This is a genomic window from Pseudorhizobium marinum, from assembly GCF_000705355.1.
In the GTDB taxonomy this organism is placed as follows: Bacteria; Pseudomonadota; Alphaproteobacteria; order Rhizobiales; family Rhizobiaceae; genus Neorhizobium; species Neorhizobium pelagicum.
Genome location: NZ_JMQK01000002.1, coordinates 181,956 through 199,881, shown reverse-complemented (window position 1 = coordinate 199,881; position 17,926 = coordinate 181,956). Strand labels below are relative to the sequence as shown.

Annotated in this window: 20 protein-coding genes; 14 read left to right on the top strand and 6 right to left on the bottom strand. The window is 64.2% G+C overall.

Features of this window, described 5'->3' with window-relative positions:
- The first annotated feature begins 2 nt into the window (after positions 1-2).
- From EO99_RS0103125 to EO99_RS0103115, 3 genes are all read left to right on the top strand, one after another.
- Positions 3-230 carry a F0F1 ATP synthase subunit C gene (locus tag EO99_RS0103125; RefSeq protein ID WP_003494147.1) on the top strand — a complete coding sequence of 76 codons (228 nt, stop codon included), beginning with the start codon at positions 3-5 and terminating at the stop codon, positions 228-230.
- Positions 231-312: 82 nt separating this feature from the next.
- The gene (locus tag EO99_RS0103120) at positions 313-936 is read left to right on the top strand and encodes a F0F1 ATP synthase subunit B (protein ID WP_029617190.1); all 624 of its coding nucleotides are present in this window, start codon (positions 313-315) and stop codon (positions 934-936) included.
- A gap of 3 nt (positions 937-939) precedes the next feature.
- Positions 940-1,425 (top strand): F0F1 ATP synthase subunit B, encoded by a 486-nt coding sequence (locus EO99_RS0103115; RefSeq protein WP_029617189.1) that lies wholly within the window; start codon positions 940-942, stop codon positions 1,423-1,425.
- Positions 1,426-1,488: 63 nt separating this feature from the next.
- Here the strand turns inward: EO99_RS0103115 and EO99_RS0103110 are convergent, their stop codons facing one another.
- Together EO99_RS0103110 and EO99_RS0103105 are read right to left on the bottom strand one after the other, a co-directional pair.
- Entirely contained in the window at positions 1,489-2,184 is a 696-nt protein-coding gene (locus tag EO99_RS0103110) for a ribonuclease HII (protein ID WP_029617188.1), read from the bottom strand.
- Positions 2,185-2,359: 175 nt separating this feature from the next.
- Positions 2,360-3,517: a PA0069 family radical SAM protein gene (locus tag EO99_RS0103105; protein WP_029617187.1), complete on the bottom strand. Its 1,158-nt coding sequence runs from the start codon at positions 3,515-3,517 to the stop codon at positions 2,360-2,362.
- Positions 3,518-3,646: 129 nt separating this feature from the next.
- On the opposite strand from EO99_RS0103105, the gene EO99_RS0103100 reads away from it, so the two are divergent.
- Complete coding sequence (locus EO99_RS0103100; RefSeq protein WP_029617186.1) at positions 3,647-4,165, top strand: glycosyltransferase family protein; 519 nt, start codon at positions 3,647-3,649, stop codon at positions 4,163-4,165.
- 3 nt (positions 4,166-4,168) lie between these two features.
- On the opposite strand, the gene moaB is transcribed toward EO99_RS0103100, so the two are convergent.
- The 4 genes from moaB to EO99_RS0103080 form a co-directional block, all read right to left on the bottom strand.
- The gene (moaB, locus tag EO99_RS0103095) at positions 4,169-4,717 is read right to left on the bottom strand and encodes a molybdenum cofactor biosynthesis protein B (protein WP_029617185.1); all 549 of its coding nucleotides are present in this window, start codon (positions 4,715-4,717) and stop codon (positions 4,169-4,171) included.
- Between the two features lies 1 nt (position 4,718).
- Complete coding sequence (locus EO99_RS0103090) at positions 4,719-5,627, bottom strand: 4-(cytidine 5'-diphospho)-2-C-methyl-D-erythritol kinase (protein ID WP_051679682.1); 909 nt, start codon at positions 5,625-5,627, stop codon at positions 4,719-4,721.
- A gap of 5 nt (positions 5,628-5,632) precedes the next feature.
- Positions 5,633-7,462, bottom strand: a complete 1,830-nt coding sequence (locus tag EO99_RS0103085) for a tetratricopeptide repeat protein (RefSeq protein WP_029617183.1) — start codon at positions 7,460-7,462, stop codon at positions 5,633-5,635.
- A gap of 120 nt (positions 7,463-7,582) precedes the next feature.
- Positions 7,583-8,599 (bottom strand): polyprenyl synthetase family protein, encoded by a 1,017-nt coding sequence (locus tag EO99_RS0103080; protein ID WP_029617182.1) that lies wholly within the window; start codon positions 8,597-8,599, stop codon positions 7,583-7,585.
- 99 nt (positions 8,600-8,698) lie between these two features.
- Between EO99_RS0103080 and EO99_RS0103075 the strand changes: the two genes are divergently transcribed.
- The 10 genes from EO99_RS0103075 to glyS all read left to right on the top strand — a co-directional run bounded on the left by EO99_RS0103075 (position 8,699) and on the right by glyS (position 17,920).
- Positions 8,699-8,929 carry a putative signal transducing protein gene (locus tag EO99_RS0103075; RefSeq protein WP_029617181.1) on the top strand — a complete coding sequence of 77 codons (231 nt, stop codon included), beginning with the start codon at positions 8,699-8,701 and terminating at the stop codon, positions 8,927-8,929.
- Positions 8,926-9,693: a tRNA1(Val) (adenine(37)-N6)-methyltransferase gene (locus EO99_RS0103070; RefSeq protein ID WP_029617180.1), complete on the top strand. Its 768-nt coding sequence runs from the start codon at positions 8,926-8,928 to the stop codon at positions 9,691-9,693. The genes EO99_RS0103075 and EO99_RS0103070 overlap by 4 nt, the downstream gene beginning before the upstream one ends.
- Positions 9,694-9,771: 78 nt before the next feature.
- Complete coding sequence (locus EO99_RS0103065) at positions 9,772-10,626, top strand: S49 family peptidase (RefSeq protein ID WP_029617179.1); 855 nt, start codon at positions 9,772-9,774, stop codon at positions 10,624-10,626.
- Positions 10,627-10,651: 25 nt separating this feature from the next.
- The gene (locus EO99_RS0103060) at positions 10,652-10,843 is read left to right on the top strand and encodes an NfeD family protein (protein ID WP_029617178.1); all 192 of its coding nucleotides are present in this window, start codon (positions 10,652-10,654) and stop codon (positions 10,841-10,843) included.
- A 98-nt stretch (positions 10,844-10,941) separates the two neighbouring features.
- Entirely contained in the window at positions 10,942-11,496 is a 555-nt protein-coding gene (locus EO99_RS0103055) for a hypothetical protein (protein WP_029617177.1), read from the top strand.
- 85 nt (positions 11,497-11,581) lie between these two features.
- Positions 11,582-12,538: a glycine--tRNA ligase subunit alpha gene (locus EO99_RS0103050; RefSeq protein WP_029617176.1), complete on the top strand. Its 957-nt coding sequence runs from the start codon at positions 11,582-11,584 to the stop codon at positions 12,536-12,538.
- 75 nt (positions 12,539-12,613) lie between these two features.
- Positions 12,614-13,165, top strand: a complete 552-nt coding sequence (locus tag EO99_RS0103045; protein ID WP_029617175.1) for a LemA family protein — start codon at positions 12,614-12,616, stop codon at positions 13,163-13,165.
- Between the two features lie 9 nt (positions 13,166-13,174).
- The gene (locus tag EO99_RS0103040; protein WP_029617174.1) at positions 13,175-15,103 is read left to right on the top strand and encodes a DUF2207 domain-containing protein; all 1,929 of its coding nucleotides are present in this window, start codon (positions 13,175-13,177) and stop codon (positions 15,101-15,103) included.
- A 66-nt stretch (positions 15,104-15,169) separates the two neighbouring features.
- Entirely contained in the window at positions 15,170-15,394 is a 225-nt protein-coding gene (locus tag EO99_RS0103035) for an antitoxin MazE family protein (RefSeq protein ID WP_029617173.1), read from the top strand.
- A 237-nt stretch (positions 15,395-15,631) separates the two neighbouring features.
- Positions 15,632-17,920 (top strand): glycine--tRNA ligase subunit beta, encoded by a 2,289-nt coding sequence (glyS, locus tag EO99_RS0103030; RefSeq protein ID WP_029617172.1) that lies wholly within the window; start codon positions 15,632-15,634, stop codon positions 17,918-17,920.
- Positions 17,921-17,926: the final 6 nt, after the last annotated feature.

The following is a 17,926-nucleotide window of genomic DNA, read 5'->3' as shown; positions in this document are numbered from 1 at the left end:
ACATGGAAGCGGAAGCAGCAAAGTACATCGGCGCAGGTCTGGCTTGCCTCGGCATGGCCGGCACGTCTCTCGCCCTCGGCCGTATCTTCGGCGACTACCTTTCCGGCGCCCTGCGCAACCCGTCTGCCGCTGACAGCCAGTTCGGCCGTCTGGTATTCGGCTTCGCCGTTACGGAAGCTCTGGGCATCTTCTCGCTGCTCGTTGCTCTCCTTCTCCTGTTCGCCGTCTAATAACGGCTTCGGGTTCTGGATCACGGCCGCTCAAGACAGCGTGCCGTGATCCTTCGCATTTGATATCCACCTGGAGGTGATGATGTTCGTGACTTCGGCATTTGCGCAGACCGCGCCGGAAGCCACAGAGACGCTTGTAGCGCCCGGCGTCGCGCCTGCGGGCGAAGTCCACACGGAAACCGGCGTCGCCCATGACGCCGCTGCCGGTGGCGTTTTCCCGCCCTTTGATGCTTCGACCTACCCGTCGCAGCTGCTTTGGCTGGTCATCACGTTTGGTCTCTTTTATCTGCTGATGCAGAAGCTGCTTGTTCCCCGCGTTGGCGGAATTCTCGAGCAGCGCCACGACCGGATCGCTCAGGATCTGGACGAAGCGTCGCGCCTGCAGTCGGAAGCCGATGCAGCGGTAGCTACCTACGAAAAGGAACTGGCCGAAGCCCGCGCCAAGGCGGGTGCCATCGGCGAGACGGCCCGTGAGGCAGCCAAGACCAAGGCCGCCGCGGATCGCACGGCCATCGAAGTCGAGCTCGCCCAGAAGCTTTCCGCCGCGGAAGCCCGGATCGGCGAGATCAAGACCCAGGCCTTCGCCCAGGTCGGCACCATCGCCGAAGAAACGGTCGGCGCGATCGTCGATCAGCTGATCGGCGCCAAGGCGACTGCCGACGACATCAAGGCTGCGGTTGCCGCGGCATCTCCGAAGGGGGCCTGATCCATGGCGTTTGACGCAACATTCTTCGCCCTCGTCGGCCTCATTCTGTTCTTCGTGCTGCTGGTCTATCTGAAGGTGCCGGGCATGATCGGCAAGTCTCTGGACCAGCGCGCCGACAACATCCGCAACGAACTTGCAGATGCCAAGCGCCTTCGCGAGGAAGCCCAGCAGCTGCTGGCCGAATACCAGCGCAAGCGCAAGGAAGCGGAAGCCGAAGCACGGGAAATCGTGGCCGCGGCAGAACGCGAGGCCACGATGCTGACCGAGGAAGCGCGCCAGAAGACGGAGGAGTTCGTCGCTCGTCGCAACGCGCTCTCGGAGCAGAAGATCAGGCAGGCCGAAGCAGATGCCATCGCGGCGGTTCGCTCCGCGGCTGTCGATCTCGCCATCGCTGCAGCCGAGAAGATCATCGTCAAGAAGACCGATGCCGCGACGCAGGAAACCCTGTTCAAGGATTCCGTCGGCAGCGTGCAGTCGCGCCTGAACTGATACCGTTTCTGTTCATGACAATCGAGAAGGCCGTGCCCAGCACGGCCTTTTTTTATGGCGTTCTCAGGGTTCGTCCGAAACGGCCGGCAGAGGTTGTTCGACGACCGGATCGCGCCGCAGCGGCCGAAAGCTCATCCGGTGGAGGACGCAAGGGCCATGCGCCTCGATCCCCGCGCGATGCTGGGCCGTGCCGTATCCGGAATGGCTGTTGAAACCATAGAGTGGAAACACCGCGTGTGCGCGCGTCATCATCCGGTCGCGCGTCACCTTGGCGATGATCGAGGCAGCAGCGATCGAGACCGAGCGCGAATCGCCGCGGATCACCGCCTTGCCGGGGCAGCAGAGACCCTGGGGAACATCGCGACCATCCGTCAGCACATAGGCCGGCGTCACCGCAAGGCCCGCCACGGCGCGGCGCATGGCGTCGAGGCTCGCCTTCAGGATATTGCGCTCGTCGATATGACGCGGTCCCGAGGCGGCGATCGAGACTTCGGCAGTCTCCATGATCGCTTCGAACAGCCGCTCGCGCTGCGCCGCCGTCAGCTGCTTGGAATCGTTGAGACCCTCGGGAATATTGTTGGGGTCTAGGATGACCGCCGCGGCGACCACCGGTCCTGCAAGTGGGCCTCGCCCCGCTTCGTCGGTACCGGCCACAGGCCAGTGGCCCGCCTGTCTGGCGACGAGCTCGAGGCTGAAATCCGGGACGAGCGGAGCCTCTTCGAAGAGCATGGGAGAATCGGGGGGCGTGCGAGCTAACATGGCGGCAAACTCGCACGCCCACCCGATCTCCTGCAAGCCCCGGCAGAGTGTGATGCGGTACACTGTCCCACCACGGGGAGGCGGGGGCCGGAGCATTTTTCGGCGGTGGACGGAGGCGGCGTCCGCGCCGAACCCCACCGGAGCGGATCAGAGCCCCGGCAAGTCGTGTGATCCTCTAGAGCAGCGACAGCTGGATGCCGCCGCCGTCTGGCCGGATGAAGAGATCGTCCCGGAGCGGCATGCCGCGGCGGCCCATGCCGAGCCGCTTGGTGGCCATCTCGAAGCGTCGGCCGATCTGCCAGGCATAGGGGCCGGAGCCCTTCATGCGCTTGCCGAAATCGGCGTCGTAGTCCTTGCCGCCGCGCATCGAACGCACCAGCGACATGACGTGCCGGTAGCGATCGGGATAATTGCGCAGCAACCAGTCGCGAAACAGCGGGCTCACCTCCAGCGGCAGCCGCAGCAGCACATAGCTTGCCTCCGTCGCACCGGCAGCGTGCCCGGCATCCAGGATGCGCTCGATCTCGTGATCGTTGAGACCGGGAATGACCGGAGCCGCCATCACCGCCGTCGGGATCCCGGCATCGGTCAGCGCCTTGATTGCCTCAAGTCGTCGGCTCGGCGTCGAGGCGCGCGGCTCCATGGAGCGGGCGAGCTTGCGGTCGAGGGTGGTGACTGAAATGCCGACCTTCGCCAGGCCCTTCGAGGCCATCTCCGAGAGGATGTCGATGTCGCGTACGACCAGCGACGACTTCGTGACGATCGCCACCGGATGATTGGCCTTCTGCAGTACCTCGAGGATCTGCCGCATGATGCGCCACTCCCGCTCGATCGGCTGGTAAGGGTCGGTATTCGTGCCGATCGCGATCGCCCGCACCTTGTAGTCCGGCCGGCTCAGTTCCCGCTCCAGGAGCTTCGGCACATCCGGCTTGGCAAACAGCTTCGCCTCGAAATCGAGGCCCGGGGAAAGTCCCATGAAGCTGTGTGTCGGCCGGGCAAAGCAGTAGATGCAGCCATGCTCGCAGCCGCGATAGGGATTGATCGAGCGGTCGAAGGAGATGTCGGGTGATTCGTTGCGGGTAATCGCGGTGCGCGGCTTCTCCACCTGCACCTCGGTGCGAAACGGCGCCAGTTCCTCCAGCGTCTGCCAGCCATCGTCGAAGGCCTCGCGGCGTTCTGTCTCGAAGCGGCCGCTCGGGTTGAGGCCCGCACCCCTGCCTCGGCGCCGGTCGACGTCGATCCGCAGGCCGGAAGAATTCACCAATGCGTCGGCAATATCAGCCGTATGAGCAGGCGCGAATGCGGCCTGCCTCAACTGGGACAGCTCGTTCATGTGAGGCTCCGGAAGGGAATGATGCCCTTCGTCATGGGCAGATTCCTAAACCGGAAAAGAGAACAATGCAAGAACAAACTGCGGAACGGCGCTGTGGAAATCCATGTTGCAATGCGTTAGAGGTGAAGGATGCTGACAGTTGTCATGGAATGCCACGATCAGGAAAGCGAACTGGCGCAGACCCTTTCAGGTCTGGTCTCTGCAGCCGTCGAGGGGCTGGTCAGTGACGTGGTCGTGCTGGATCGCGGGTCGTCGGATGGTTCGGCCCGCGTTGCGGATGCCGCGGGCTGCCGCTTCCACAGCGACTGGAAGCTTCCCGATGTCCTGGGCACGGCGCGTGGCGAATGGCTGCTGTTCGTCGAGGCGGGAGCCCGGCTTCAGAATGGCTGGATCGACGAGGTTCTGGAGTACATCGCCCTGAACCAGAAGCCGGCGCAGTTCTCGCTGGCACATCACTACCGGCGGCCCTTCCTGCGACGCATCCTCAACAGCGCTCCGCCTCTGGAGCACGGCTTGCTGATGCCGAAGGGGCAGGCTCTGGCGGCTGCCCGCTCGGGCACCAGTCTGGTGTCGCTGGTGGGCGGGCTGAAGCCTATCAGGCTCAGAAGCGAGCTCGTTCCGGCGCGGGTGGCGCGGGCGGCGGGCTGACCCTCAAGCGCCGCCGCGGCGCAGGTGCTCGTCCAGCCGCGGCATGATCTCGATGAAATTGCAGGGCATGTGGCGGTAGTCCAGCTGTGCTTCCAGAATGCCGTCCCAGGCATCCTTGCAGGCACCCGGCGAACCCGGCAGCACGAAGATGAAGGTGGCATTGGCAACGCCGCCGGTCGCCCGCGACTGGATGGTCGAGGTGCCGATCTTGTCGTAGGAAATCCGGTGGAAGACCTCCGAAAACCCGTCCATCCGCTTTTCGAACAGAGGCTCCAGCGCTTCCGGCGTCACGTCGCGACCGGTGAAGCCCGTGCCGCCGGTGGTGATCACCACGTCGATCTCCGGATCCAGTGTCCATGCGTGCACTCTGGCCGCAATCTCCTGTTTGTCGTCCGCCACGATGGCGCGGGCGCGTAGCACATGCCCGGCCCGGGTGATGCGGTCGACGAGCGTGTCACCGGACTTGTCGGTCTCGGGCGTGCGGGTATCGGAGACGGTGAGCACGGCGATGCCGACGGGAATGAAGGAACGGCTCTCGTCAATGCGGCTCATGTCAGGCTCCGGACACGGTTGTCGTGGCTTGGAAATACCATGCGGGTTTCAAGGCTTGAAGACGGGCGGCGGCCCGGTCGGCCTCTGCTCGGGAGGCAAAGACGCCAAAACAGGTGGCACCGGAGCCCGACATCCGCGTCAGCAGCGAGCCTTCGCCATCCAGCAGGACCGAGAGTTCTCCGATCTGCGGTGCCAGTTCCCGTGCCGGTTCCTCCAGGTCATTGCGGAGCGTCGGAAGGATGCGGATCCAGTCGCCGTTCTCCAGCGGCGGCAACGGCATGTTCTGTTTCGATGCCAGCCGCGCGAACACCTGCGGAGTGGAAACGCTGCAGAGCGGATTGCCCAGCACCAGCGCAAGCCGCGGCAGATCCGGGAGAGGGGTGAGGTCGTCGCCGATGCCGCGCGCAATCAACGGCTTCCCTTGCAGGCACATCGGCACGTCGGCGCCGAGCGAGAGTGCAAGCCGCGCCAGATCGGCGGGCGGCAGCTCCGCCTGCCAGAAGCGCAGCAATCCCCTCAGCGTGGCGGCGGCATCGGCAGAGCCGCCACCGATGCCGGAGGCGACGGGAAGGTTCTTCTCCAGATGGATGGCGACCGGAGGTGTCTCAAAACCCGCCGCCGCGAGCAGGCTGCGAAGGCCATCGCGGGCGCGGATGACGAGATTGCTCCCGGCTTCGGTGGCAAGCGTCTCGGAAAACCGTCCCGACAGGCTGAAGACATCCTCTCCCGATGCGGAAAAATGCAGACGGTCGCCGATATCGGCGAAGGTGACGATGCTGTCCAGCAGGTGATAGCCATCGGCCCGCTGGCCCGTGACGTGCAGCGCAAGATTGATCTTCGCCGTCGCCAGTTCGGTGACTGGCGACGGCAGGATGTCCTTCGGCTCCTGCGCGCCCGGACGAACGAGCATTGCCGTCAGGATTTCTTGTCGGGCTGTGCGGGGGCAGGGGCCGGTGCGGCGGGTTCTGCCGGGCTCTTGTCAGCCGTCGTCGCCGTTGGATCGAGCGGCGGCAGGCCCTCCTTGATCTTCTCGTTGATCTGCTCGCGGTTGACGTCTTCGCCCTCGGAGATCAGCGCCCGGTTCCACTGGTAGACGGCCTCCAGCTTGCGGCCCACGCGCCAGTAGGCGTCGCCAAGGTGATCGTTGATCGTGGCGTCGCCGGCGCGCAGCTGTACGGCACGCTCGAGTTCCGTCACGGCATCCTCGAAACGACCCATGCGATAGTAGGCCCAGCCGAGCGAATCGACCACATAACCATCGTCCGGCCGCAGCTCCACCGCGCGGCGGATCATGTCGAGCCCGTCTTCCAGATTGCGGTTCATGTCCACCCAGGAATAGCCCAGGTAGTTCAGCACCTGCGGCTGCTCCGCATTGAGCTCCAGCGCCTTGAGGAAGTTGGGCTCGGCCTGCTCCCATTTCTTCAGACGCTCATAGGCGATGCCGCGCTGGAAGTAGATCGTCCAGTCGCCGGGACCGGCAACCGGGCCGATCACCTCCACTGCCTTGTCGTAGTTGGCGGCCATCGCCTCGTAGTCCTTGGCGTCGGAAAGCACGCTGCCATAGGCGAGGTAGCTGCGCAGGTCGGAAGGGTCGGAGGCGATCAGTTCCTTCAGGTGCTCCCGCGCGTCCTCCACCTTGTCGGTGCCGGCCAGCGCCAGACCGAGCTGCAGTTCGGAAATCCGCCGCATCGGCGAATCCTCCGGCACCTGCTCGTAATAGCCGATCGCCCGTTCCGGCTGTTCCAGCTTTTCGGCGATGCCGCCAAGCAGGATCAGCGTATCGGCACTGTCCTGGTCGATGGAATGGGAGAGCTGCAGGTAGAGCGAGACCATGTCCTCGCTGCCCTGCCGGTTCAGCGCGGCACCCACGGAAAACAGCACGGCGGCGGCACCGTCAGCGGCATCGCTGATCTGCTGCTCGGGGGTCTCGCCGTTCTCGATGCTCTCGCGAAGCGCCTTCAGCGGAGCATAGTTGCTGATCATTCCGTCGCCGACGGAGATCGCGTCGAGTGCCTTCTGCTTGTTGCCTTCCGCAGCTTCCAGCCGGGCCAGAGCCATGACGGCGCGCATGAAGGTGTCGGGCGCTGTGGCAACGGCTTCCTGGCTGGTGATGGCGGCGGTCAGGTGATCGCGGGCGGTGCCGGGCTCGCCCATCTCGATCGCCATGGCGCCGAGGTGGTAATCGGTGAACACCTTGAACCAGTCTGGCCCCGACATCTTGGCGATCGTGTCCATCGCCTGCTTGCCCTTGCCGGCACCGACGTCTGCCCAGGCGCCGATCAGCGTCTGGGTCAGGCGGTCGAGATCATTGGGCCCCTTGTAGGCGACAAGCGTCTTGGCCTCGTCGAACCGGCCGTCGCGGATGGCGTCGAGGCCGCGCACGATCGTGGTGATCCGCTCGACGGCTTCGTCTTCCTTCAGCGCCTCGGCTTCCGCAAGGCCATCCTCGAACTGCCCGTTGAGCAGCAGCGAAATCATCAGCCTTTCGCGGATCTCGATGTTCGCGGGGTCGAACTCCAGTGCCTTGCGGTAGAGCGTGATGGCCGTCTTGTAGTCGTGGTCGACGTCGGCCGTCCTGGCGGCCAGGAAGGCGCCGGCGAAGGACCCGACATTCTCGGCCTCGAAGGTGACCTCTTCTTGCGCCGGCTTTGCCTCGGGCGTGGCTGCATTCGGCGCGCTTGCAAAAAACAGGGCCGTGACCAACGCTGTGCCGGAAAGCAGGAAAAGAGTGGAGCTCTGCCGCATAAAGGTGCCTTTCGTTAATGTGACGTGGCGGCTGGTCGCCTCGACGTCCCGCACCGATTCATTCACGACAGAATGGCTTTTTTGGCGCAGCACCGCAAGAAACTTGCGGCCGTCTGACGATCAGTTGACGCGCTGGATGGAGAAATCGATCACTTCCATCAGTGCCGCCTTGTGAGCGGAAGCGGGCAGCGGTGCCAGCGCATCCCGAGCGATGGTGCCGTAGTGGACGGCCCGTGCGATCGTGTCGTTCAGCGCGTCGTATTTGGTGATCAGGCCCAGAGCATGCTTGAGGTTTTCCTCGGTGCTCTCGCCCTTCTCGATGGCATTCCGCCAGAAGTCGCGCTCTTCGGTCGTGCCGCGGCGATAGGCGAGAATGACCGGCAGGGTGATCTTGCCCTCGCGGAAGTCGTCGCCGACGTTCTTGCCCAGATCTGCCGCCGTGCCGCCGTAGTCCAGCGCATCGTCGACCAGCTGGAAGGCGAGCCCGAGGTTCATGCCGTAGGATTTCAGCGCATTGCGCTCGGCCTTGTCCGTCCTGGCGATGATCGGACCGACTTCGGCTGCCGCTGCAAAGAGGGCAGCGGTCTTCGCGCGGATGACGGAGAGATAGTCGTCCTCCGTCGTCTCCATGTTCTTGGCGACGGAAAGCTGCAGCACCTCGCCTTCGGCGATCACCGATGCCGCGGTGGCCAGGACGTCGAGCGCCTCGAGCGAGCCGACGTCGACCATCATCCGGAATGCCTGGCCGAGCAGGAAGTCGCCGACCAGCACGCTCGCCTGATTGCCCCAGATCGTGCGGGCGGTGGAACTGCCGCGCCTGAGGTCGCTTTCGTCCACGACGTCGTCATGCAGAAGGGTTGCCGTATGCATGAATTCGACACTGGTGGCGAGCTTGACGTGCGCGTCGCCTTCGTAGCCGCACATGGCGGCCGCAGCCAGCGTCAGCATCGGCCTCAGCCGCTTGCCGCCGGAGGAGATCAGGTGGTTGGCCACCTCCGGGATCATCTGGACATCCGAACCTGCCTTGGACAGGATCAGCTGGTTCACCCGCTCCATGTCCGCCTTCGTCAGATCGACGAGTGGCTTGACGGAAGCCGGCTTCTTCTTGCCTTCTTCAAGCGATACGACGAGGCCCAAGGATCCGCTCTCCTGTTCAAATGCCGTGACGGACTATAGAACTGGCCCTATAGCGTCCCCAGCGCCAATTGCCAAACATTGAAATGTGAAATCGGATTCATGCAGGAACTCATTCGGACCAATGATGCGGTGCTGCTCTCCTTTGCCGAGAGCCTGATGCGCGACGCGGGCATTCACTGCATGATCGCTGACCAGACCATGAGCATTCTGGAAGGATCTCTCGGCCTCCTGCCGCGCCGCCTCCTGGTCGAGGATGACCGGGCGGACGAAGCGCGGGGAATCTTAACCGATGCCGGACTGGCAGGGGAGCTGCGGGACCGGCCGGCATGAACGAGACGGTCGACGCCTTCCACCGCGGACGCTTTCACGTCGTGCAGCCGAAGGGTGCCGGGCATCGCTCCGGTGTCGATGCCATGTTGCTGGCCTCGCTGGTGGATGCCGCAGGCCCGGTCTCCGTGGCGGATCTCGGGGCAGGGGCCGGCGCTGCGGGCCTTGCCGTCGTGTCACGGCTTGCGCAGGCGACGGTTCTGCTGGTGGAACGCTCCTCCCAGATGGCCGGCTATGCGCGCAAGACGCTCGATCTTGCCGAGAATGCAGAGCTGGCGCCCAGGGTGACGGTCCTGGAGGCGGATGTCACCGTCAGCGGCAAGGCCCGCGTTGCTGCAGGCCTTTTGGACGAGGTTCACGATCACGTCATCATGAACCCGCCCTTCAACGATCCGGCCGACCGGCTGACGCCGGATGCGCTGAAGGCCGAAGCGCACGCCATGAGCGAGGGCCTGTTCGAGAGCTGGATCAGGACCGCCTGCGCCATAACCCGCCCCGGCGGCCAGCTGTCGCTGATCGCCAGGCCGCAGTCGATCGCGGAGATCATCGCCGCCTGTGGCAGGCGTTTCGGCGGACTGGAGATTACGGTTGTCCACCCCCGGCCGTCCGAGGATGCAACGCGGCTGCTGGTGACAGCGATCAAGGGCTCGCGGGCAAGGCTCGTGTTCCGTGCGCCGCTCATCGTCCACGGTGACGAGGGGCATGCCTTCAACCGCCAGGCCGACGACCTCAACAACGGCCGCAGCGCCTACGCCCGCAGGCGCTGAATAAAGCGGCCATGCCATTGCGTTTGGACTTGCTGACCATACATCTGTGTCTACCAAGGTTCGGAAGAAGGATTTGAAATGGCTGGTCTGTTGTCGCGTGTGATGCCGAAGCGTTTCCGCAAGGAGGGGGTCGCGATCCCCGTCGTCAGGCTGCAGGGCGTGATCATGACAGGCGGCAGCCAGTTTCGGCCGACCCTCAATCTCGCGGCCGTCGCGCCGATGCTGGAAAAGGCCTTCTCCCGCAAGGATGCGCCCGCCGTTGCCATCTCCATCAACTCCCCCGGCGGTTCGCCCGTCCAGTCGCGGCTGATCTACCAGCGCATCCGCGCGCTGGCGGAGGAAAAGAACAAGAAGGTCCTGATCTTCGTCGAGGACGTCGCGGCTTCCGGCGGCTACATGATCGCGCTTGCCGGCGACGAGATCTTTGCCGATCCCACCTCGATCGTCGGCTCCATTGGCGTCGTCTCCGGCGGCTTCGGTTTCCCCGAACTGCTGCGCAAGATCGGCGTCGAACGCCGCGTCTATACGGCCGGTGAGAACAAGGTGATCCTAGACCCCTTCCAGCCGGAAAAGGAAGGCGACATCGAATACCTGAAGACGCTGCAGCTGGAGATACACAAGGTCTTCATCGACATGGTGAAGCTGCGCCGCGGCAGCCGCCTTTCCGAGGACGAGACGGTGTTTTCCGGCCTGTTCTGGACCGGCGGGCGCGGCCTGGAACTCGGCCTGATCGACGGACTGGGCGAGATGCGCGAGACGCTGAAGCGTCGCTATGGCCCCAAGACGAGGCTGGAGCTTGTCGGCGGCGCCCGCAACTTCTTCGGCCGCCGCCTTCCGGGCGTCATGGGGGCCGATGCGATTGCGGCCGGTGCCGCCTCGGGGCTTGCGCAGACGCTCGAGGAAAAGGCAATGTGGAACCGGTACGGGCTCTAAGGGCGGTGCGCGGAGGCAGGGGGAGATGGTGCAGCTTATATTCTTCATTGTGATCGTCGGCGGCGGCTGGCTTCTCTACAGGCGCTTCGTGCAGGATGCCGAGAAGCTGACGGCGCGGTCCAGCGAGCGGAAGAAGGAACGCGAGACCGGCGCTGCAGGCACCCTCGTGCAGGACCCTGAAACAGGCGAGTATCGGGTCAAGCGGGACGACGAGTAGGCGCCACCGGCGTCGCCAATCCTTGCTAGATTTAGTAATTGTTGAGCTTCCGGCAGACTGCTAGCAAAGAAGTCTAGTGTCGCATCCGGGTATCGAAAATGCAGTGGCTCGAGTTCCTCTTCTCTCTGCAGGCCGTGTTCTTCTCCTCGATCCTGCTGCTGTGCTGCATTGGCATCCTTTACTTCCTGACCGTCGCAATCCGAAAAAGCAGGCTCTCCTATTCGGAGATCGCCTTGACGATCGAGCAGACGGACCGACCGGCCGACAGTGGGGCCGGGAAAGCCAACGACTTTCTTTCCGCGCAGGTGCGACGGATCAATGTCAGCTTCTATTTCAGCCTCGTCTTTGCGCTGATCGGCCTGCTGATCATCATGTTTTCGCTGCTGGCACCCGATGCGGGAAACTGGGACACACATATGCCCTATCTGGCGGGTGCCCTCATGGTTGAGGCCATGGCCATCGCCTTTTTCCTGAACTCGCTGAAGGCCCAGCGTCATATCAGCGAGGTCATCCAGGCCGAACGCAGCCAGCGTATCTCCCTGGAGACAACCAACCTTCTTGCCCAGATCACCGACAGCGACCGTCGCGACCAGCTGATCTCGCAGCTGATCCTGCGTCGAGCACCAGGGCCGTCGTCGCCGCGCGCTTATTGAGGACCGGCCGGGGCATAAACCTTGACCCCAATGCCTCTGCGTGGCACTCGTCGGCAAAGAAAATCCCAGATGCCGGCGATAAGCGATGACTGATCTTCCCGACCACATGTCCCCGACCCGCTCCTTCCAGGGGCTGATCCTCGCGCTCCACAACTATTGGGCCGACAAGGGCTGCGCCGTGCTGCAGCCCTACGACATGGAAGTCGGCGCAGGCACCTTCCACCCGGCCACCACCCTGCGGGCGCTGGGACCGAAGCCCTGGAAGGCCGCCTACGTGCAGCCGTCGCGCCGGCCCTCGGACGGCCGCTACGGCGAGAACCCGAACCGTCTGCAGCATTATTACCAGTATCAGGTCATCCTGAAGCCGAACCCGTCGAACCTGCAGGAACTCTACCTCGGATCGCTCGCGGCCATCGGCCTCGATCCGCTGCTGCATGACGTGCGCTTCGTGGAGGACGACTGGGAAAGCCCGACGCTCGGCGCCTGGGGCCTGGGCTGGGAATGCTGGTGCGACGGCATGGAAGTCTCGCAGTTTACCTATTTCCAGCAGGTCTGCGGCATCGAATGCTCCCCGGTCGCCGGCGAACTGACCTATGGTCTCGAACGTCTCGCCATGTATGTCCAGGGCGTCGACAATGTCTACGACCTGAACTTCAACGGCCGCGAAGGGGACGAGAAGATTTCCTATGGCGACGTCTTCCTGCAGGCCGAGCAGGAATACTCCCGGCACAACTTCGAATTTGCCGATACCGCCATGCTGCACCGGCATTTCATCGATGCCGAGAAGGAATGCCAGGCGCTGCTCGCCGCCGGCGCGCCTGCCCCGAGTGCCAACCAGACGCTGCACAAATGCGTCTTCCCGGCTTACGACCAGTGCATCAAGGCGAGCCATGTCTTCAACCTGCTCGATGCCCGCGGCGTCATCTCCGTCACCGAACGCCAGAGCTACATCCTGCGCGTCCGCACGCTCGCCAAGGCCTGCGGCGAAGCCTTCCTGCTGACGGATGCCGGCGGCATCAACATCGGCAAAGAGGCGGCCTGACAGCCGCCGTTTGACGGCCTCCCGAAAGCTTCCTAGTGTCCCGCCGGGACGCGAAGTTCTCTGGGAGATTCTTGGATGTATATCCTGCTCGGCATCGTCGTATTGGTCGTTCTCTACGGCGTCTTTCTCTACAACAGCCTCGTCAAGTCGCGGCAGATGGCGGAGGAAGCCTGGTCCGGCATCGACGTGCAGCTGAAGCGCCGCGCCGACCTGATCCCGAACCTGATCGAGACCGTCAAGGGCTATGCCGCCCACGAGAAGTCCACCTTCGAGGAGGTCGTCGCGCTACGCAACCGGGCGCAATCCGTGCCGGCAGGCGACGTCGCGGGCCGTGCTGAGGTCGAGGGCATGCTGTCCCAGGCGCTGGGCAAGCTGTTTGCGCTCGCCGAAGCCTATCCGGATCTGAAGGCCAACCAGAACTTCCTGGAACTGCAGACCTCGCTCGAAACCATCGAGGGCGAGATCCAGATGGCGCGCCGCTACTACAACGGTGCTGCCCGCGAACTGAACGTCAAGGTCGAGAGCGTGCCCTCCAACATCGTCGCCAGCCAGTTCGGGTTTGCGAAGCGCGAGTATTTCGAGATCGAAGACCCTGCCGATCGCGCCGTCCCCTCCGTCCAGTTCTAGGAAGCCGTCATGCTGCTCCGCATCCTGCTGTCGGCCCTTCTCTGGTGCGGCACGCTTCTGCCGGCGGCAGCGGCTGAATACATCCGCTCCTACCATTCCGACATCCAGGTGGCGGCGGATGGCGAGATGACCGTGGCGGAGACGATCACGGTCAATGCGGAGGGGCGCGACATCCGCCGCGGCATCTTCCGGGATTTCCCGCTGACCATGGAGAATGCCGAGGGTCGCACCATCCGCGTCGATTTCGAGGTGCTGTCCGTGACCCGCGACGGTGAACCGGAGGAATGGCGCACTGAAAGCATCTCCGGCGGAATTCGCATCTACTCCGGCTCGGCGGACGTGCTCCTCGACCGGGGCGAGCACACCTATGTGATCACCTACCGGACGGACCGGCAGATCCGATACTTCGAGGACCACGACGAGCTCTATTGGAACGTCACCGGCAACGGCTGGATGTTCAGGATCCTGCAGGCCTCGGCGCGGGTGACGCTCCCCGAGGGCGCAAGCATCACCGAGACCATCGCCTACACCGGCCCGCTGGGCGGCGCCGATACCGATGCCAGCAAGCGCAGCAGCGGCAAAACCGCCGTCTTCACCACGACTCAGCCACTGGAGCCGAACGAGGGGCTGACCATCGTCGTCGGCATTCCGAAGGGCGTCATCGCACCGCCCTCTGCCGAGGATGAGCGCAGCTGGTGGTTCCGCGACAACATCAACGCCATTCTCGGCTTCGGCGGGTTGATCCTGGTCGCCCTCTACTACGCCCGCAACTGGGCCCGCGTCGGGCGCGATCCGGCCCGCGGCGTCATGGTCCCGCGCTGGGATCCGCCCGACGGGATCTCGCCGGCGCTCGTCAACTACATCGACAACAAGGGGTTTTCCGGTGGCGGCTGGACGGCCCTGTCGGCCAGTGCCCTCGACCTCGCGGTCAAGGGCTATGTCACCCTCGACGACCTTCAGAGCTCCATCACCATCCGCCGCACCCACAAGGCTCTCGACAAGCAGCTGCCGGTCGGGCAGGCGGTGCTTCTGAAGGAGATCGGCGGCCCCGGCGACGAACTGGTGATCGACAAGGCCAATGGAGCCAAGGTGCAGACGGTCGGCGCCAGCTTCCGCCGTGCCATCGAGAAGGAGCATCGCGACAAATACTACCGGTCCAACACCGGCTATGTGATCGGCGGCGTGGTGCTGAGCCTCCTGGCGCTCGGCATGCTGTTCGTCTTCGGCAACATTGACCCCGAACTGCTCGTCGCCTTCATGGTGCCGGTCTTTTTCGCAGCCTTCTTCGGCAGCTTCGCGGTCAGCTTCGGCAAAAAGCTCCGGCGCGGCAGTTCGTTGGTTGCCAAGATCCTCGCCATCGTCGTTCTGGGCTTCTTCGGTCTCGTGGCCCTCTCGGCCATTTCCGGCATTCTGGTCGTGATCGTTGCCGATCTCTCCGGAGCCGACCATTGGCCGCTGCTCGTTTCGGTCGGCGGCATCGTGCTGATCAACGTCATCTTCCTCTTCCTGATGGGGGCGCCGACGCCGCTCGGCCGCAAGCGGATGGATGAGATCGACGGTCTGCGCACCTATCTGACGGTGGCCGAAAAGGACCGCATGAACATGGCCGGCGCCCCCGAAATGTCGCCGCGGCACTTCGAGACGCTGTTGCCCTACGCCGTCGCGCTCGGTGTCGAAAAGCCCTGGAGCGAGCACTTCGAAACGTGGCTGGCCACCGCCGCGGCCGGTGCCGCAGCCGCCAGCTATTCACCTGGATGGTACAGCGGCCATGGCATCGGTGGTTTCGGCAGTCGTATCGGCGGCTTCTCCTCCGCCATGGCCTCGACCATCGCATCCACCATTCCCGCCCCCAAGGCCAGTTCCTCCTCGTCCGGCTTTTCCTCCGGCGGCGGCTTTTCCGGCGGCGGCGGGGGAGGCGGCGGTGGCGGTGGGTGGTAGCGAAGCGCCTTGAACCTCCAAAGTTACCTGGTTTACTGTTGCATATGACGACAAAGGGAGATGCGCATGTCCACTCCTGTCAGCAAAAGGGTGCAGAAGCGCCGGGATGCCCTGAGGATGTCGGGGCTGCGTCCCGTGCAGATCTGGGTCCCCGATATCCATCGGCCGGGTTTCGCCGACGAATGCCGCCGACAGGCACTGCTGGTCGCGGCAGCCGACGCCGACGCTTCTGGTCTCGACCGCTTCCTGGAGGCTGCACTCGAAGATCTTGGCAAAGATACTTGGGTGTGAAACGGGGGCTGTCTTCGTTTCCTACTCCTACGACAAGCTGCACCTGGTCGCTTCCTTGGCCAGCATTGTCTGATCACCGTCTTCGGCCCAGATGGTCGCCACTCCACCACGGCCTTCCTCCATATTTGCCATTGTGCATCGGCGTCTAACTTTGCTAGCAGAAAACCAACGATTTTCACCCCACCCCGGCACCGCGTGCCGACCCTCTCTCGCAAGGGGAGGGTGAGGAAGGATGATATGCCCGATCTGCTTCTTGAACTCCGCTCGGAGGAAATTCCGGCCCGCATGCAGCGCAAGGCGGCCGGCGACCTCAAAAAACTCGTCACCGACGCGCTGGTCGAAGCAGGGCTGACCTACGAGGGCGCGCGCGAATACTGGACGCCGCGCCGCCTGACGCTCGACATCCGCGGATTGAACGCAAGATCCGCCGACCAGCGCGAGGAGATCAAGGGTCCGTCGACCAAGGCGCCCGAGCAGGCGGTGCAGGGGTTCCTGCGCAAGGCCGGCCTTTCCTCCGTCTCGGACGCGCAGGTCGTCAGCGATCCGAAGAAGGGCGATTTCTACGTCGCCGTGATCTCAAGGCCCGGCCGCGCCGCCGAAGAGATCATCGCCGAGGTCATGCCCGGCATCATCCGCAATTTCCCCTGGCCGCGGTCCATGCGCTGGGGCTCGGCCTCCATGCCGAAGGGCGCAAGCTTCGGCGGCGTCGAGGGCAAGGGTTCGGAAAGCCTGCGGTGGGTGCGCCCGCTGCAGTCGATCGTCTGCGTCTTCGGGCCGGAGCATGACGAGACCCAGGTCATCCCCTTCGAGATCGACGGACTGGTCGCCGGAAACGTCACCTATGGTCACCGCTTCCATGCGCCGGATGCCATCACGGTGCGCCGTTTCGAGGACTATGCCGCAAGCCTCGAAAAGGCGAAGGTCATGCTCGACGCCGAGCGCCGCAAGGATGTGATCCTGCACGACGCCCGCGACATCGCCTTCGCCAATGGCCTCGATCTGGTCGAGGACGAGGGCCTGCTCGAGGAGGTCTCCGGTCTCGTTGAATGGCCGCATGTGCTGATGGGCGCCTTCGAGGAAGAGTATCTGGAGATCCCCGCCGAGATCATCCGGCTGACGATCAAGACCAACCAGAAGTGCTTCGTCACCCGCCCCCAGGGCGCAGCCGATGGCCTTTCCAACCGCTTCATCCTCGTCTCCAACATCGAGGCGAAGGACGGCGGCAAGGAGATCATGCACGGCAACGGCAAGGTGGTGCGCGCGCGCCTCTCCGACGCCAAGCATTTCTGGACCCGCGACCAGGGCGACCTGCCGGACCTGAAGGACCTGCAAGCCTCCGCCGACAAATTCGGCCTCGACCTGAAGAAGCCGCTTGATCAGCGCATGGCCAAGCTTGATGCACTGAACGTCACCTTCCACGCCAAGCTCGGCAGCCAGGGCGAACGCGTCGCGCGTATCCGGACGCTGGCCTCGCAACTGGCGCCGATCGTCGGGGCCGATGCGGCCCTGGTCGATCGCGCCGCAGTTCTCGCCAAGGCGGATCTGCGCACGGAGGCCGTGGGCGAATTCCCCGAGCTGCAGGGCCTGATGGGCCGTCGCTATGCCATGCTGCAGGGCGAGGACGCCTCCGTCGCCGCCGCCATCGAGGATCACTACAAGCCGCAGGGTCCCTCCGATCGCGTGCCGGACGACAAGGTGGCAATCACCGTCGCGCTCGCCGACAAGCTCGACACGCTGGTCGGCTTCTGGGCGATCGACGAAAAGCCGACCGGCTCCAAGGACTCCTATGCGCTGCGCCGTGCAGCGCTCGGTGTGGTGCGCATGATCCTGGAACGCAACGTTCGCCTCAACCTGCTTCCGGTGATGAATGCCGCGATGCCGGGCTCAGGTGCCGCGCCAGTCGTTTCCTCGATGAGCGGCGAGCCTTCCGAGAAGGCGCAGGCGCTCTCCGACAACAGCTACATCAACGAGACCTTCCCGGTTGTCGATCTTTCCGGCGATGTGGCGGGCGATCTCCTCTCCTTCTTCCACGACCGCCTCAAGGTCTATCTGCGCGACCAGGGTGCCCGCCACGACATCATCGACGCCGTGCTGACGCCCGATGCCGATGACCTGCTGATGGTGGCCCGCCGTGCCGAAGCGCTGACTGCCTTCGTTACTTCGGAAGATGGCAAGAACCTGCTCGCCGGCACCAAGCGTGCCGTGCAGCTTCTGGCTGCCGAGGAGAAGAAGGGCACCGTCGTTGCCGATGGCGTCTCGGAAGACCTGCTGCGGCTCGACGCGGAAAAGGCGCTCTGGGCGGCCATTACTGCGGCCGCCACGGAAGCGGCGGACGCCATCGGCCGCGAGGACTTCCGCTCCGCCATGGAGGCTCTTTCGAAGCTTCGAGAACCGGTCGACCGCTTCTTTGAAGATGTTCTGGTCAACGACGAGGATACGGCGATCCGTGCCAACCGGCTGGCGCTCTTGAAGGCCGTCCGCGAGGCGACCGCAACGGTGGCCGACTTCTCCAAGATCAGCGGCTGATGTTGG

Coding starts and splice junctions, on each gene's coding strand:
- EO99_RS0103125 (WP_003494147.1), top strand. CDS start 3: ATGGAAGCGGAAGCAGCAAAGTACATCGGCGCAGGTCTGGCTTGCCTC.
- EO99_RS0103120 (WP_029617190.1), top strand. CDS start 313: ATGTTCGTGACTTCGGCATTTGCGCAGACCGCGCCGGAAGCCACAGAG.
- EO99_RS0103115 (WP_029617189.1), top strand. CDS start 940: ATGGCGTTTGACGCAACATTCTTCGCCCTCGTCGGCCTCATTCTGTTC.
- EO99_RS0103110 (WP_029617188.1), bottom strand. CDS start 2,184: ATGTTAGCTCGCACGCCCCCCGATTCTCCCATGCTCTTCGAAGAGGCT.
- EO99_RS0103105 (WP_029617187.1), bottom strand. CDS start 3,517: ATGAACGAGCTGTCCCAGTTGAGGCAGGCCGCATTCGCGCCTGCTCAT.
- EO99_RS0103100 (WP_029617186.1), top strand. CDS start 3,647: ATGCTGACAGTTGTCATGGAATGCCACGATCAGGAAAGCGAACTGGCG.
- moaB (WP_029617185.1), bottom strand. CDS start 4,717: ATGAGCCGCATTGACGAGAGCCGTTCCTTCATTCCCGTCGGCATCGCC.
- EO99_RS0103090 (WP_051679682.1), bottom strand. CDS start 5,627: ATGCTCGTTCGTCCGGGCGCGCAGGAGCCGAAGGACATCCTGCCGTCG.
- EO99_RS0103085 (WP_029617183.1), bottom strand. CDS start 7,462: ATGCGGCAGAGCTCCACTCTTTTCCTGCTTTCCGGCACAGCGTTGGTC.
- EO99_RS0103075 (WP_029617181.1), top strand. CDS start 8,699: ATGCAGGAACTCATTCGGACCAATGATGCGGTGCTGCTCTCCTTTGCC.
- EO99_RS0103070 (WP_029617180.1), top strand. CDS start 8,926: ATGAACGAGACGGTCGACGCCTTCCACCGCGGACGCTTTCACGTCGTG.
- EO99_RS0103065 (WP_029617179.1), top strand. CDS start 9,772: ATGGCTGGTCTGTTGTCGCGTGTGATGCCGAAGCGTTTCCGCAAGGAG.
- EO99_RS0103060 (WP_029617178.1), top strand. CDS start 10,652: ATGGTGCAGCTTATATTCTTCATTGTGATCGTCGGCGGCGGCTGGCTT.
- EO99_RS0103055 (WP_029617177.1), top strand. CDS start 10,942: ATGCAGTGGCTCGAGTTCCTCTTCTCTCTGCAGGCCGTGTTCTTCTCC.
- EO99_RS0103050 (WP_029617176.1), top strand. CDS start 11,582: ATGACTGATCTTCCCGACCACATGTCCCCGACCCGCTCCTTCCAGGGG.
- EO99_RS0103045 (WP_029617175.1), top strand. CDS start 12,614: ATGTATATCCTGCTCGGCATCGTCGTATTGGTCGTTCTCTACGGCGTC.
- EO99_RS0103040 (WP_029617174.1), top strand. CDS start 13,175: ATGCTGCTCCGCATCCTGCTGTCGGCCCTTCTCTGGTGCGGCACGCTT.
- EO99_RS0103035 (WP_029617173.1), top strand. CDS start 15,170: ATGTCCACTCCTGTCAGCAAAAGGGTGCAGAAGCGCCGGGATGCCCTG.
- glyS (WP_029617172.1), top strand. CDS start 15,632: ATGCCCGATCTGCTTCTTGAACTCCGCTCGGAGGAAATTCCGGCCCGC.